Consider the following 16742-nt stretch of genomic DNA (forward strand, 5'->3'; position numbering starts at 1 on the left):
ATGCTTTTATGCATATATATTTTTTCTCAATAAAAGACCACTGATTTTTATCAGTGGTCTTTTATTGATTAAGCAGCTTTCTGCTCAGTTTGAGTAATAGGTTTTTGAAGCGAGTTATAAACTCCTGTTCCGATAACGTCTAATGCCATTTTCATTCGTTCAGGTGAAATGTTTTCTAATACGTTATCTTGGGGTGTATGGTATACCTTCTCGATATGATAGATTAATGGATTCCAACTATCGACACCCATCCAAATAAATAGAGCAGCAGGAATACCAGCTTCAGCAAACGGTACGTGATCACTGGAGCCAAATTTCCCTTGAAGAACGAGGTCATTATTTAATTGTTTACCTGCTTGCAAGGCAGCATCTGTTACAAAGTTTGTAGAGCCATCAGGTGTCATAGCGTATAAATTCTTTGCTTTATCATAATTTGTTGCAACCATATCAGCATTAAAGACGCCTAAAATACGATCACGTTCTTTTTGGGATAGACTATTAACGTAATAATCCGAACCAAGTAATCCAGTTTCTTCAGAACCAAAGGTAATAAAGCGAATTTCTTTATCAGTTTCTACATTTTGAAAAGCACGAGCTAGTTCTAATACTAATCCAGTTCCAGAAGCATTATCATTTGCGCCAGGTGCTCCAACAACACTATCATAGTGCGAGCTTACAACGACTGCTTTTTCATTACCCGTACTCTTTTTTGGTTTCTTTTTTGCGATAACATTTAGAGATGTTAATTTAGATTCATGTCTCGCTTTTAGGGAAAGAATTGTTGTCTCTTTTTTAGCGATTTCTTCTTTAAATGCATTTCCTTGCGCATAAGCAAGACCAAAGACAGGGATAGATTGCTTTTTCGTTAGGCGGGGATTGAAGGTTTGTCCATAATTTCCGCGTCCGCCAATTAAACTGTATAAAAGAACACCTTTTGCACCTTTGCTAACAGCATTTTCAACTTGTTTATTATAATCTGTAACTGTCGTTCCTCTTTCAAATAAAACAATTTTACCGTTTACTTCATTTGGAATATCTTCTAATTTTGTCCCACCTTGAACAAAGATAAGGGGAGCTGTAATAGCTTCTGTAGATATTAGTGCATTAGGAGCAGCACCAGCTTGCCAATTACGTTTTGTTGATAGTGGTGATTCAATGAATCCAACGTATTGATCGGGCACCTGAAATGGCTGATATTCTACGTCATAACCCATTGATTTAAGCTGCATACCAATGTAACGAGAAGCCCATTCTTCGGATTTTGTTCCACCGGGTCGAGGCCCAATTGTTTCAGATAAGAAACGAACATGTTCAATGGCGCGGTTTGGATCAATTTGTTTTGTAATAGATGGAGTTTGTGGAACTTCTGAAGTGGAATCCGCTTTTGCTTGCCCAATTGGAGCTAAGCTAACAGCAAGTGATATAGCAAGCAAAGAGCTTACTATTTTTTGTTTCAATGATTTGCTCATTTTTTCCTCTCCTATTCTTCTATTCTCTCTGACTGACAAAAGAAGACGGATAATGACTTTATTTTACCTTTGCGTCTTTTGTTTTTCAATATTCTGACATTGAGAAATAAAAACAATATATGCATATTTGCATATTTTTGAGGGAGATATGTATGCTATCATTTTAAACGAAGGTTCGCTTTCTACTCTGAAAGCCCCTACATTGCATGAATCTAGTGTACCCAAACTTTAGATTATGTAGAGGAATGGAACCACTGTAGGGTTTCATTCCTCATGTTTGAATCAGTTGATGGTAATTATGTTTCCGCATTTCATAATTATTATCAGTGATATATGTAAGGCATCCATATGAAAATACGAGGCTGTTCAAAGGTTTTCCGTACTTTTGGGCAGCCTCACCCCGTTAAAAGGACGATACTTTATGTATCGTCCTTTTTGTATAAAAAAACACCCAATCAATTGAGAGATTGATTGGGTGTGAAAAAATTATTAATAATTTTTTTTGCGTTTTTTAGCTAAAATACTTAATAATCCAGCTAGTAGAAGAACGATACCTACTGTTTGTGTAGGATCTTCTTTATGACCTGTATTTGGAAGGTGCTTATCCGTATTTCGATCATCTTGCTGTTTGTTATCTGTTTCATTCGATGTTTCTTCGGAAGTTCCGTTTTCGTGTTTCTCAGATGTTTCAGTGCCTTTGTTTTCTTCTTTATTTGGCGGAGTAACGGGCTTGTCATCTCCACCTGAAGAAGATTCAATCTTTTTATTTGAAACTGTAATTTGTAGTGGCGTAGCTTGGGCTTTATCAATTGTAAAGTTTATTGGTGATGCATCTAATTGATAGCCTTTAGGAGCCTTTGTTTCTACTAATTGATAATTACCAGGTTTCAAATCATTTATGATTACTTTTCCTTGTTGATCTGTTTTTAAACCTTCTCGGATGACGTTTCCATCTTGGTCTAAAATATTGAAAATGGCACCTTCAAGTGTTCCATGGTGATCAATATCAACTTTAGTTAACTCAATTGAACCTGTTGTTAAACTATTTAAAGCTGTAACAGAGGTAACCTGAGTTTGTCCTTTCGTAATTGTGAAAGGAATTGGTTTAACGTTTAAATCATAGCCAGTTGGAGCTTTCATTTCAATGAACTGATAGTCTCCCGGACGCAAATCAGAAACAGAAATCTTACCATCTTTATCAGTAGTTAAATCAGAACGAACATCCTTGCCGTCCGTATCCACAATTTTAAAGATAGCCCCTTCAAGAATAGTGCCGTCGATGTCATCAACTTTAGTTAATTCAACAGCACCTTTCGTTAAGCTGTTAGTAGCAGTAACAGAAGTTTTAGCAGTTTGACTCTTTTCAACAGTAAACTTGATAGGATTTTGATTTAAGTCGTAATGCTTAGGAGCTTTCATTTCAATGAACTGATAGTCACCCGGACGTAAATCAGAAACAGAAATCTTACCATCTTTATCAGTAGCTAAATCAGAACGAACATCCTTGCCATCCATATCCACAATTTTAAAGATAGCCCCTTCAAGAGTAGTGCCGTCGATGTCATCGACCTTAATTAATTCAACTGCACCTTTCGTTAAGCTATTCGTAGCAGTAACAGAGGTGATTTTTTCTTGGCCTTTTTTAACTGTGAACTTAATAGGTATTTCGTTTAAGTCATAGTGTTCAGGAGCTTTTGTTTCGATAAACTCATAGTCTCCTGGTGGTAATTCATCCACAACTAAACGGCCGTTTTTATCAGTAGTTAAATCGGTACGGACGTCGTGTCCATCCTTGTTAACAATTTTAAATACTGCCCCTTCAAGTGTTGTGTTTTTCTTGGCATCATCCACTTTAATTAACTCCACACTACCTTTCGTTAAGCTATTAATAGCTGTAACGAAGACATGCTTTGTTTGACTTCTTTCGATTGTGAACTTAATTGGTTCTTCATTTAGGTCGTAATGTTTAGGAGCTTTCGTTTCGATAAACTCATAGTCTCCTGGTTGTAAGTTTTTAGCGATGATTTTACCATCTTTATTCGTAACTAAATTCGTGCGAATGTCGTTACCATTCATATCAGTAATTTTAAATACAGCACCTTCTAGCATTTCTTTCTTATCTATAGAGTCAACTTTCGTTAATTCCACGCCACCTTTTGTTAGGCCATTCTTGGCAGTAACAGAAACGTGAGTTAGTTGACTTTTCTCGATAGTGAAATCGATAGGTGTTTTATTTAAATCGTAATGCTTCGGAGCTTTCGTTTCAATGAATTGATAGTCTCCTGGGCGTAAGTTCGTAGCAGTAATTTTACCATCTTTATCAGTAGTTAAATCAGTGCGAACAATTTTACCTTTCGCATCGATGATGTTAAACACTGCATCAGAAAGTTTTGTATCTGGATTTATATCATCCACTTTTATTAATTCTACAGCACCCTCAGTTAAGCTATTTGTAGCAGTAACTTGGAGCTTTTCTTTTTGGCTTTTCTTAATTGTAAACTTAATAGGTGTACTATCTAATTTATAGTGTTCAGGAGCCTTCGTTTCAATAAATTGATAGTCCCCAGGACGTAAATCAGAAACAGAAATTTTTCCATGTACATCTGTTGTAAGCTCAGTGCGAATGTCATTACCATTCATATCAGTAATTTTAAATATCGCATCTTTAAGAGCGGTACCATCAACATCATCCACTTTAGAAAGCTCCACAGTGCCTTTCGTTAAGCTATTTGTAGCTGTAACAGAGACAGGCTCAGCTTGGCTCTGTGTGATTGTGAATGGAATTGGCTCTTTGTTTAAATCGTAGTGTTTCGGAGCCGTTGTCTCGATGAATTGATAATCACCAGGACGTAGGTCAGAAACGCTAATTTTACCTTGTTGATTCGTAACAAGATCTTTGCGAATTACAGTACCATTCATATCTGCAATTTTAAATACTGCGCCTTCAAGAGTAGTGCCATCAACGTCATCTACTTTAGAAAGTTCCACGCCGCCTTTTGTTAAACTATTTTTCATAGTAACGGTAGCGATATCTTTTTGGCTTTTTTCAATTGTAAATATAATTGGTTTTTTGTCTAAATCATAGTGTTCAGGAGCCGTTGTTTCAACGAATTGATACGTACCAGGACGTAAGTTTTCGACAACGATTTTACCTTCACTGTTTGTTTTTAAATCTGTTTTAAGTACCTTGCCATTTTGATCTAGTAAATTAAATACCGCATCGGCAAGTTTTGTTTGATCGTTTAAATCATCAACTTTAAGTAATTCGATACTACCTTGTTTTAAGCTATTTGTAGCAGTTAAAGAAATAGATTTCTTCTGTCCTTTTTCAATAGTGAATTTGATTGGTGTTTCATCTAAAACGTAATCCTTAGGAGCTTTCGTTTCGATGAATTGGTAATCACCAGGACGTAGGTCGTTAATTTCGATTAGTCCTTGTTCATTTGTAACAAGGTCTTTATGAACTACATCACCGTTCATATTAACAATTTTAAATACTGCATCTTTAAGAACAGTGGCATCAACATCATCTACTTTAGAAAGTTTAACAGCACCCTTTGTTAAAGCATTTGTAGCAGTGACATGAAGAGCTTCAGTTTGGCTCTTTTTAATTGTAAATACGATAGGTTTTTTATCTAAAACGTAATGTTCAGGAGCAATTGTTTCAACGAATTGATACGTACCAGGACGTAGATTTTCAACAACAATTTTACCTTCATCATTTGTTTTTAAGCCTTCTTCAACTAGCTCTCCGTCTGCATCTAATAAATCAAATACGGCGTTAGCAAGTTTTGTATTTATATCAATATCGTCAATCTTTGTTAGTTCAACGCTACCTTTTTTCAAAGCATTTTTACCTGTAACATTGATCTCTTTCGTTTGACTTCTTTCAATTGTAAACGGAATTTGTGTTTCTTCTAATACATAGTGCTCAGGAGCTTTTGTTTCAATGAACTGATAGTCTCCAGGGCGTAAATCAGAAACAGAAATTTTTCCGTTTTTATCTGTAACAAGATTCGTATGAACTTCCTTACCGTTCATATCAACAATCTTAAAGATTGCACCTTCGAGCATCGTACGATCGATGTCATCGATTTTTGTTAATGTTACTGCACCTTTCTTTAAACTGTTAGTAGCAGTAACAGTAATATTCTCTTTTTGACTTTTTTCGATAGTGAACGGAATAGGCTCTTTGCTTAAGGTATAGTCTTTTGGAGCTTTTACTTCAACAAATTGATAGTCTCCAGGACGTAAATCAGAAGCAGTAATTTTACCGTTTTTATCAGTCGTTAAACCTTTGCGAATTACCTTTTTAGTATCATGAGCGTCAACGATTATAAATTCTCCACCTTCAAGAGTAGTGCCATCAACATCATCAACTTTTGTTAAAGTGACGCCACCTGTAAGTAAACTGTTTTTTACAGTAACAGGGATAGGAAGATCTTCCTTACTACCTTTTTTAATTGTGAACTTAATAGGTGTTTGATCTAATTTATAATGTTCAGGAGCTTTCACTTCAATAAATTGATAATCGCCTGGTGCTAAATCAGGGATGACTAATACTCCGTGTGCATCTGTTATTAAATCTTTCATAATTTCTTTGCCAGTTGCGTCTTGTAATGTGAATACAGCGCCAGCAAGAGCTTTCGCGCTCTCCACGTCATCTTCTTTAATTAATTTGACCTTTCCTTTCGTCAAACTATTTTTGAAAGTAATAGGGATGAGTTTTTGTTGACTCTTTTCAATTATAAATTCAATTGGTTCTTCATTTACATCGTAATAAGTAGGAGCCTTCGTCTCGATTAGCTTATAATTACCCGGACGTAAGTCTTGTACTACTAATTTACCGTCTTTATCAGTAGTAAGTTCCGTACGAACATCCTCACCTTTGTCATTAACAATTTTAAATACTGCACCTTCAAGGGTTTCCTTAGCATTTACAGAATCAACTTTTGTTAATTCAATACCACCTTTTGTTAAGCTGTTAGTAGCTGTAACGTTAATAGCAGTCGCTTGGCTCTCCTTAATTGTAAATTCAATAGGTGTTTTATTTAAGGCATAATGCTCAGGAGCTTTCATTTCGATAAATTTATAGTTACCTGGACGTAAACCAGTAGCAATAATTTTACCTTCCTGATTCGTAACTAATTCTGTACGGACATCTTCATTTTTATTATTAACGATTTTGAATACGGCACCTATAAGTGCAGTGCCATCAGTATCATCGAGTTTTGTTAGTTCAACATCGCCTGGTAGTAGACCATTTTCAGCTGTAATAACAATCGGTGTTTTTTGACCTTTCTCAATTGTAAATTCAATTGGTGTTGATCGCAGTTCATAATGTTCAGGAGCTTTTGTTTCAATAAATTTGTATTTGCCTGGACGTAAGTCAGAAGCTTTAACAGTTCCGTTTGTGTCGGTAGTTAATTCTGTACGAACGTCTTCGTTCTTATCATTCACGATTTTGAACATAGCTCCAGCAAGAGGAGTCTTTTTATCAAATTCGTCGACTTTTAATAGCTCAACAGCACCTGTAGTTAAACTGTTTTTTGCAGTAATTGAGATAATGCTTGTTTGACTTTTCTCGATTGTAAACGGAATTGGTTCTTTATTTAAGTCATAGTATTTAGGTGGTGTTGTCTCAATAAATTGATAATCACCAGGATCTAAATCTTTAACGGTCAAAGTTCCATCTTTTTCTGTTTTTAAGTTTGTACGGACATCTTCATTTTTGTCGTTAACAATTTTGAATACCGCACCTTCAAGGGTAGTGCCATCAGTATCATCCACTTTTGTTAACGTAATGTCACCTTTAATTAAAGCGTTTTTTGCTGTAACAGAAGCGACTGTAGTTTGGCTTTTTTCTATTTCAAATAGAATAGGCGTTTTGTCTAATTCATAATGCTCAGGAGCTTTTGTTTCGACAAATTGGTATTTACCCGGACGTAAATCTTTTGCTTCTATTTGTCCATGTTCATTTGTTGTTAATTTTTCATATCCAGGAATATTTTTTCCGTTGCGATCTTGAACAGTAAACTCTGCCCCTGCTAAAGTTTTATTATAATTATCCACTTTTGTTAAAAGAGCAGATCCTTTAGTTAAACTATTTGTCGCAGTTAGATTTACTACTGTTGTTTGATCTATAGAGATAGTAAACGGAATAAGTTTGCTATCTAATTGATAATGCTCAGGAGCCTTCGTTTCTTGTAAGTAGTAAGTTCCTGGTTTTAGTTTATCTATAATAATTTGTCCGTTATTATTTGTTGTTAATTCTTTGTGTTCTGGAATTACTTTTTTATCTTTATCCAGTAGTGTGAAAATAGCGCCTTGTAGTGTTGCATTTTTGTTCAGGTCATCAGATTTTGTTAAAACTACTTTCCCGACAAATTTCTTATTTGCAAGTTTATATGTTGTAGTCTCTTGTGTACCAAGTTCAACAATTTTCCCTTGTTTTAAATCCCAGCTAATTACATAGCCTTCAGGAGCCTTTGTTTCTTTTAATAAATATTTATCACGTTTTAAATTATTAAATTTAGCGATACCGTCTTTGTCTGTTGTAATTTTACGGATAACAGTTTTACCTGTACGATCGTATAAAGTAAATTCTGCCCCAGCTAATAGTACGTTCTTATTGTCGTTATCTACCTTTATAATTTCAAGGTTTCCACGACCTTTGGTAGCAGATCCTCCACCTGAACCAGAAGACATTCTCACTTCAATTGTTTCAGTAGTTTCTGTGTTTTTAACTGTCAACTTATTGCCTGTGATTTTCGCTTTATTACTTACTTTTTCTTTATCGTCTGCATTAATAAGTGAGCGATATTCTAAAATATAAGCTCGATCAATTTTTTTCAAGAAGGCAATTTCGAAATGTTGCTTTCCGGTAGTATTGTCTGTTGTTATTTTGAGTTTATAGTCTGTTCCTTCTTTTAATTCGTTTACTTTATCTTTTGTTAAATTTCCATATGGATCAACAGTTGTAGGATATAAGTGGAATGAATCTTCCACAATTACCTGATTTTCGGTTGGGTCATCTGTTACAACCGCATCCGCAATGGTTGATTGGCTTTCGTTAATTGCGATACTCCAATTAATATAGTTGTCGTCTTGCACAGCTTTTTTAGTAACGAAGCTGCCACCTTTATTTACTTGAGTATCACCTGTAAGGGTGTTAACAATTTTAGAGCCATCTTTTAAATCTGCCTCGTTTTTGTAAGTGCCTTGGATAAGTTCACCATCAAGGCTTGTTTTAAAGATAATATAGTAAGGTGAATTAATTGATTGTTTGAAATGAACCTTTAGGGTGTTTTTATTTTTCTCTGTAGGTTCTTCAAGTTCATATTTCTCAGTTGGTACAGCATTACCAGGTTGTGCATTATCAGGATTTCCATTTAAAATCATATCGCGTACTTCAATGGATCCAGGAACTAATTTTTGTTTATCTTGTATTACGTCTATAACAGAAGGATCTTTAATCTCAACATTATTATAGTTAAAGCCTATTATCCAAGTAATTTCCTTCGTTTGAGCGTTATAAGAACCGTACTTATAACCATTTGCCTTTGTGAAAGTATCAGGATCGAAATTAGCTTCAACTTTATTTGATTGTGGCTTAGAATCCGTATCTATCCAAGATAGGTTACCTGTATTTTTAAATGAAGTTTTACCACTTTCTAGCTTTGTATAATCAAAGTCTGTCGTATATTTTACAACTAATGTCTTTGTCATATTAGACTGATATGTACCTATAAGAGTAATTTTGAAGCCTTTATCTGTTGCATCTAAAACATAGTCAGTCCCAGCTTGAAGGGTATAATTTCCATCTTTAATTTCTAGTTTTTTATCTTTTAATTGTAATCCACCATGATCAAAGGTGTCCGTAATGATCGCGTTGTTTAATGGGTAGTTGTTATTATTTACTATAATTGTCCAAGTTGTTGTTTTGTCTTTATAATTTGTTTCAGCTTTATTATTAGATTTAATAATATTTTGCTGCTTGAAGCTAGCTTCATTTTCTTTACTTGAATCATTATCAGCTGTAACTTTATTTTTTACTTTTCCATCTTCTATAACTTTATTAGTTGGCTTGGTTTTATAGGTAATCACATAAGCACTATTAATATCATCGTTAAACTGTAAATCGAATCCATTCTTCTTGTTATTTACAGTGTAATTATTCACAGCGTCACCTGTTACAAGCGTTCCCTTTTCATTATATGAAGCGTTTTTCACAACAATAGAATTTGCATCTAGTTCGTGTGTATCGTCAAAAATATCTTTTAAAATCGCGTCTGCTTTTTTGATCTCTCTTTGATCACCATTGTAAGTAATTGTCCACTCAATTGTTTGCGTCTTTGGATCATATTTACTTGTTTTATTTAAGTGTGTACCACGAGAAACCGTTACAGTAGAGCTTGCGTTTTGTTGCTTTTGATTATCACTCGTTATCGTAACGTTATTTCGAAAACTTTTAATATTTTCATCAGTAATTTTTGTGGCATATTCGATTTGATATGCTTTATTGATAGAATCTTTAAAAGCAATCTCCAATTTTGAGCCATCTGATGAAATAATATTGTAATCTGTTGGCTCAGCTTTTGCACCACGCATTACATTTCCATTAACATCAACTTCTAAATAATAAACTTTAATAGAATCTTTATTTAAGCTTGTACCCTGTGGGATGTTATCTTTAAAAACAGCATTTTTAAGGGTTTCTTTCGTTTTGTTCATCTCTACTTTCCAATTAATTTCATTTGTATTAATTGGTCTATCAGGTACCCCTTTTTTATTCGTAGCTGTTTGTACATTAGGCTTAAAGTCAACTGTAATAGAAACATCCTTATCTTTAATTGGGAAAGGAATTTCTTGTGTTGTTGTACCTTTAATTTCAGCTTTATTAAATTCTGTCTTTAATTGTAGGTTACCAGCAACATCTGGATGCTCTTCAACATAATCGTTGAATGTCATCGTGACTTTTCCGTCTTTTGTAACAGTAAAATTACCAATTTGATTGTTTTCACTATCATATAAAGGACTGTTAATTGTATTGTAAATCTTAAAATGTTTAGGAAGATCAAAAATATAGTAATCTCCGCTTTTCACATTCATTGATTTTAAAAGCTCCCATGTAAACTCAATATTGGCAGGGGAATCTGTGCTTGGACGGTTATCCTCTGTAAATGGTTTTCCGTCTTTATCCGTCAACTTTACACCGGTTAAAATGTTTGTTGTTATTTGCTTTGGACCTGAATTTGTATTCTCAACAGGGCTGCTTGCTAGCTTATGTTCTGGATTGCCAGTAGCAATTTTAGCTACTGGGTTTTGTTCCGGATTATCGGTAACAGGTTTAGTTGCTGGGTTTTGTTCCAGATTATCGGTAACAGGTTTAGTTGCTGGGTTCTGTTCCGGATTATCGGTAACAGGTTTAGTTGCTGGGTTTTGTTCCGGATTATCAGTAACAGGTTTAGTTGCTGGATCTTGCTCCGGATTGTCAGTAACAGTTTTAGTTGTTGGATCTTGCTCCGGATTGTCAGTAACAGGTTTAGCTACTGGATCTTGCACTTGTTTATTAGTATCCTGTTTGGTGCCATCTTCTTTAGAGTCTTCTACCTGAACAGGAACTGATATAGGTTGAACGATTGTTCCTAAAGGAAAAGCGATTTGAACTGATTTTTCTCCAGTTTTTAAAGTTGAGTTAAACACGGTATCAACTTTAATTTTTCCTTTAGCGTCTTTCAAATTTTCTACTTGATCATTAAATATCAATTTTAATTTATTATCTTTAGCTGTTATAAAATATTGACCAATATTTTTTTGATCTGTGACTAAATCCCCTTGCAAATCTTTAGATACTTTTAATGCAAGTGGTATTTGGACTACTGCTGTATCATTTGCATGTGCAACTTGTTGATCCTTTATTGACCAAGCGTATTCTACTTGAATGGTTGATCCTATCTTTATTAAGTTGTTAGGATTTTTTGCTTCGTCAATAATATGATTCGTTGCATCTTTCATTTCAACAGTGTCAAATAAGGAATCTCCTGTTAAGGTTTCCGCTTTTACTTGATTGTATGGAAAACTAGCAAGCTGCGAAAATAGTACGAATACAATTAAACATACATTGAAAAGTTTTTTCATTTTTCCTCCTCTGAACATTCATTTGTCCATTGGGGACTTATTCCACATGAACAAATGGAATATTAAAAGTATTTGTTATAAGCTATTTGTTTTTGCTATCCCTCCGTTTCTATACGCGTTCTCAGACAAACTGGGTTATGTTCAAAGTAATATTATTTAACGTAAAACAAAATGTATATTTACACAGTTATTTGGAAATATACACAATTCGACAAAAAATGTCGAAAAAAATACTGATATAAAGAATGATATCAGACCTTTATATGTGAGATAGTTTTCATGTATATCTAGTAAAAAAGAATGGTTATAAAGGTAAGTTTTACGATACATACTAACCAAGGTAGTGTATCCCCTTGTGAAGGCTTATTTTTGCCTTAAAGTTATGTGGAAATAAAAATCTAGATAGGGTTGTTTTTGGTCAGAATGAAGACAATATGTACTTTGAAAATAGTCATCTATTTTGTCTAAAGAGAGTTGTACGATTAGTGGACCGAAGTTGAAAGACGATAGTTTCTTACATTGTTAGAGGAATATAAGGATTACAGAATATTCGACTAACCCGTTACTACGGTCATTTTTGAGACTGTTTAAACAATAAAAAAGAAGGTATTTTCCTCCTTAGCTACAATATCTTTTTAGTAAAGATAAGCTTAAGTAACCTCCGCTAAAGATTATATACTTAAATGATAAAGAGTTCAACAATAGTTCACATATTTTCCCAAAATTAAAAAACGGCTGTTTTATGTGGAATAAATCTACAAAACAGCCGTTTTTTTATATTAGATTTCTGTTAAGATTATTGGTTCGCCGCGTGTTACGACAACGGTATGTTCACATTGTGCAACAAGACTTTTATCAGGTGTAATGAATGTCCAACCGTCGTCACCACGCTCAATAATATGATCAGCTTTCATAGATATGAACGGTTCTACAGCGATAACAAGACCGTCTTTTAGAAGCGTATTATCCATTGGATCATAGTAGCTTAAAATGTGATTTGGTGCTTCATGTAAGCTAAGACCAATGCCGTGACCAGTTAAGTTTTGAATAACATTGTATCCACTTTTATGTGCGAAGTTTGAAACAGCACGACCAATTTGATTTTGTTTTGAGCCAGCTTTAACCTTTTTCATTGCTGCCCAAAATGCATCAACCGCTGCTTGGCAAAGCTTTTCTTTTGCCTCGTCTTCTCCAAGTACAAATGAAATACCTGTATCAGCATAATAGCCATCAAGTGCAGCAGATACATCGACGTTTACTAAATCGCCTTCTTTTAATACACGATCTCCTGGAATACCATGAGCAACTTCTTCATTTACACTAATGCAAGTTACACCTGGAAAATCATATTCTTTTTCAGGTGCAGAAATAGCACCATGCTCATCTAATACTTTTTTACCGATCAAATCAAGCTCTTTCGTTGTCATACCTGGCTTCGCTTGTTTTTTCATTTCTTCACGTGCAAGCGCAACGATGCGGCCGATTTTTCGTAAGCCTTCTAAATCTTGTTCATTACGAATAATCATGAAAACCACTGTCCTTCCTCGAATATATATCTTATCCGATTGTATCATGTTTATTTTCGTCCTGCTACTTGCTTGCGGTATGCGGGCTGATTCCTCTCACAAGGAATATATGACAATTGTCATATCGATGTCATGACGTATCATACTGTTTCCTAAGTTTTCCAGGTAATACAATGTAAATATAAGAAACAGTGGGGGTGGAGAGATGGAAAAGATTATTGAAGTAAATGGTGTTTCTAAAACATTTAAACATAAAAACGCAGTAAATAACGTTTCATTTCACGTGGATAAAGGAGAAATAGTAGCATTACTTGGACCAAATGGTGCGGGGAAGACGACGATAATTTCGATGATGCTTGGATTAAAAGATCCTACAGAAGGTACGGTTTCTATATTTGGAAAGAGTCCAAAGCAGAGAGGCGTTCGTAATAATCTTGGGGCAATGTTACAAGAAGTAAGTGTGATTGATAGCATTACAGTGGAAGAGGCAATAGAGCTATTCCGCAGTTATTATAAGAATCCTGTAGCGAAAGAAACGTTACTGCAGTTATCAAATTTAGAATCAGAGCGAAAGCAAAGATGTGAGAAATTATCAGGTGGGCAAAAAAGAAGGTTAAACTTTGCGCTTGCACTTGCGGGAAATCCGGATTTGTTATTTTTAGATGAGCCGACAGTCGGAATGGATATTACGTCTCGAAGAACGTTTTGGGAAACGATTCGAAAGTTAGCAAGTGAAGGGAAAACAATTATTTTAACGACGCATTATTTAGAAGAAGCAGATGCTTTAGCAAATCGTATCTTATTATTTGCGAACGGAAAGATTATCGCAGATGGTACACCAGACGAAATGAAAGCAACGATTTCGAGAAAAACAATCACATTTTATTCGAAGGAAAGCATTCCTACAAAATTACTAAAGGAATTACCAAATGTAACAGAAGTAAAGTCAAACGAAGGACGCTTCATTTTAACAACGGAGGATACGGATGCAACTTTAAAAGCCATTTATCAAAGGAGTTTACCTGTAACAGATGTTTCAGTTGAACGTGGAAGCCTTGATGAGGCATTTGAACAGTTTGTCGCAAATCAGAAGGGGGAAATCGCATGAGAGCGTTATGGATGCAATGCAAAATAGAAATTTTACGTACATTCCGCAATAAATTATTTGTTTTTTTCTCATTATTAATGCCTGTTATGTTTTACTACATTTTTACAAATGTTGTTCAAGTACCACAAAACGGAGATGCGTGGAAAGCACACTATTTAATTTCGATGGCAACTTTCAGCATTGTAGGGACTGCACTCTTTAGTTTCGGTGTGAGACTTTCTCAGGAAAGAGGGCAAGGATGGACACATCTTCTAAAAATTACACCGCTTCCAGAGGGAGCATATTTAACAGCAAAAATTATCGCTCAAACAGTAGTAAATGCTTTTTCAATATTAGTTATCTTTATTGCAGGGATACTAATTAATCATGTTGAGTTAACGGTAGGGCAATGGATTGGTGCGGGGTTATGGTTATTGTTAGGGGTAACACCATTTTTAGCATTAGGAACAGTAATAGGTTCCATTAAGAAGGCGGACGCAGCTGCTGGCTTAGCAAATATTTTAAATATGAGTTTAGCTATAGTTGGCGGGTTATGGATGCCGATTGAAGTATTCCCCAAAATATTAAGAACGATTGGTGAGTGGACACCGACATACCATTTCGGAAGTGGTGCGTGGGATATTGTAGCTGGAAAATCAATTGGATGGGAAAATATCGCGGTATTAGGAGGTTATTTCCTTATATTTGTTGTAGTATCAATATATATAAGAAAAAGACAGGAAGCGGTATAAATGATAGAGAAAAAGAGGATTGAGGTTTTTCCGAAACATATGGGGTTCTTTCCGTATATGTGGTTTGTTTATCTATTATTTCCAATTTATCACTTAGCGCAGGCATCAGGATGGAAGCTTGTAATAGGAAGCGGTATGTTGATAATTTTTATCGTCACATACCGTCAGCTTTATTTTGTTCAGAGAACGTTTGTTTTTTGGGCTTGTATTCAAATGGTACTCATCTTTTTATTTGCTTTATTTTATAATCCTTTTATGATATTTTTTGGCTTTTTCACAGCAAGTGCGATGGGATTTGCGCCAAATAAGAAAGTATTTCGAGTGCTGTTATGTTCGTTAGTTATAATGCTTGGAGCATTTTTATTTGTAAATATGAATCAACTAACAACTACAAGTTTAGTAAATATCGTTCCGATGTTTATTTTAATGCTTCTTACGCCATTTGGTATGCGCAATTTTAATCAGAAAAAGATGTTAAAGAACCAACTGAATGAAGCAAACGAGCAAATTAAAGACTTAGTAAAGCGTGAAGAACGGCAGCGGATTGCGAGAGATCTTCATGACACATTAGGGCATACGTTATCTCTTATTACTTTGAAAAGCCAGCTTGTAGAGAAGTTAATTGTGAAAAATCCAGAGCGTGCAAGTGTGGAAGCGAAGGAAATTACACAAACGTCTCGTACAGCCTTAAAGCAGCTGAGAGAATTAATTTCTGATATGCGTATGATTACGGTAGAAGAAGAGCTAGAGCAAATAAAGGCAATCTTACAAGCAGCTAATATTGAATTAGAAGTGAGGCAAGAAGCAAGCTCGAGCTCGTTATCACCAATTGAACAAAATATTGTCGGGATGTGTTTACGTGAGGCCGTTACAAATGTTGTAAAACATAGTAAGGCAAAGCGGTGTGCAGTTTCTGTATTAGAATCGCAAGGTGAGCTGATTTTGAAAGTAGAAGATAACGGAATTGGTTTAACAGATCAAAATCATGATGGAAATGGTATCCGCGGCATGAAAGAACGAATTGCTCTTATTGATGGATTTGTTGAACTAGGTACAATCAATCCAGGGACGTTGTTAACAGTAAAAGTTCCAGTTGTTATTAGAACAGGAAAAGATGAGGTGAGGGCATGATTCGAATTATTATTGCAGAAGATCAACGGATGCTTCGTGGTGCATTAGGTGCCTTACTTGATCTAGAAGATGATATCGAAGTAATTGGGCAAGCGGCAAACGGGGAAGAGGCGCTAAAATTAATTGAATCGTTAAAACCGGATATCAGTATTATGGATATTGAAATGCCAATTCAAAGTGGATTAGATGTTGCTGAAGCGTTAAAGAAAGAAAAATCACCATGTAAAGTTATGATTTTAACAACATTTGCACGGCCGGGATATTTTGAAAGAGCAATGAAAGCTGGCGTGCACGGCTATTTATTAAAAGATAGCCCAAGTGAAGATTTAGCAGCAGCAATTCGTAATGTAATGAAGGGGAAACGAGAGGTCTCCCAAGAGTTAATGTTCGGTCTATGGCAGGAGCAAAATCCGTTGTCAGATCGCGAAAAGGAAGTATTGTTGCTTGCGAAAGAAGGAAAGACGGCAAACGAAATTGCGAAGGCACTTTATCTTTCACCGGGTACAGTACGTAATTATATTTCTGAAGTATTAACGAAGCTCGATGCGAAAAATAGAATTGAGGCAATTACAATTGCGGAAGAAAAGGGTTGGATATAAGAAGAAGTTTACCTAAGAGGAGTAAACTTCTTCTTCTT

Annotated in this window: 7 protein-coding genes; 4 read left to right on the forward strand and 3 right to left on the reverse strand. The window is 35.1% G+C overall.

Annotated elements, in window-relative coordinates; genetic code table 11:
* Positions 1-68: 68 nt before the first annotated feature.
* From N2V92_RS08175 to map, 3 genes are all read right to left on the reverse strand, one after another.
* Positions 69-1469, reverse strand: a complete 1401-nt coding sequence (locus N2V92_RS08175) for a M28 family metallopeptidase (RefSeq protein WP_000045708.1) — start codon at positions 1467-1469, stop codon at positions 69-71.
* A 489-nt stretch (positions 1470-1958) separates the two neighbouring features.
* Positions 1959-11609, reverse strand: a complete 9651-nt coding sequence (locus N2V92_RS08180; RefSeq protein ID WP_044798201.1) for a SpaA isopeptide-forming pilin-related protein — start codon at positions 11607-11609, stop codon at positions 1959-1961.
* A gap of 779 nt (positions 11610-12388) precedes the next feature.
* Positions 12389-13183, reverse strand: a complete 795-nt coding sequence (gene map / locus N2V92_RS08185) for a type I methionyl aminopeptidase (protein WP_002083543.1) — start codon at positions 13181-13183, stop codon at positions 12389-12391.
* 157 nt (positions 13184-13340) lie between these two features.
* On the opposite strand from map, the gene N2V92_RS08190 reads away from it, so the two are divergent.
* The 4 genes from N2V92_RS08190 to N2V92_RS08205 are packed head-to-tail and all read left to right on the forward strand — an operon-like array spanning position 13341 to position 16704.
* The gene (locus N2V92_RS08190; protein ID WP_000411122.1) at positions 13341-14243 is read left to right on the forward strand and encodes an ABC transporter ATP-binding protein; all 903 of its coding nucleotides are present in this window, start codon (positions 13341-13343) and stop codon (positions 14241-14243) included.
* Positions 14240-14974 (forward strand): ABC transporter permease, encoded by a 735-nt coding sequence (locus tag N2V92_RS08195; RefSeq protein WP_001202435.1) that lies wholly within the window; start codon positions 14240-14242, stop codon positions 14972-14974. Before N2V92_RS08190 ends, N2V92_RS08195 begins: the two co-directional genes overlap by 4 nt.
* A complete protein-coding gene (locus N2V92_RS08200) occupies positions 14975-16105 on the forward strand; it encodes a sensor histidine kinase (protein WP_000570631.1) in 1131 nt (376 codons plus the stop codon).
* Positions 16102-16704, forward strand: coding sequence for a response regulator transcription factor (locus N2V92_RS08205; RefSeq protein ID WP_000619243.1), 603 nt, complete (start codon positions 16102-16104; stop codon positions 16702-16704). Before N2V92_RS08200 ends, N2V92_RS08205 begins: the two co-directional genes overlap by 4 nt.
* Positions 16705-16742: the final 38 nt, after the last annotated feature.

Origin of the sequence: Bacillus sp. CH_48 (assembly GCF_038008465.1) — a bacterium.
GTDB classification, from domain to species: Bacteria; Bacillota; Bacilli; order Bacillales; family Bacillaceae_G; genus Bacillus_A; species Bacillus_A thuringiensis_S.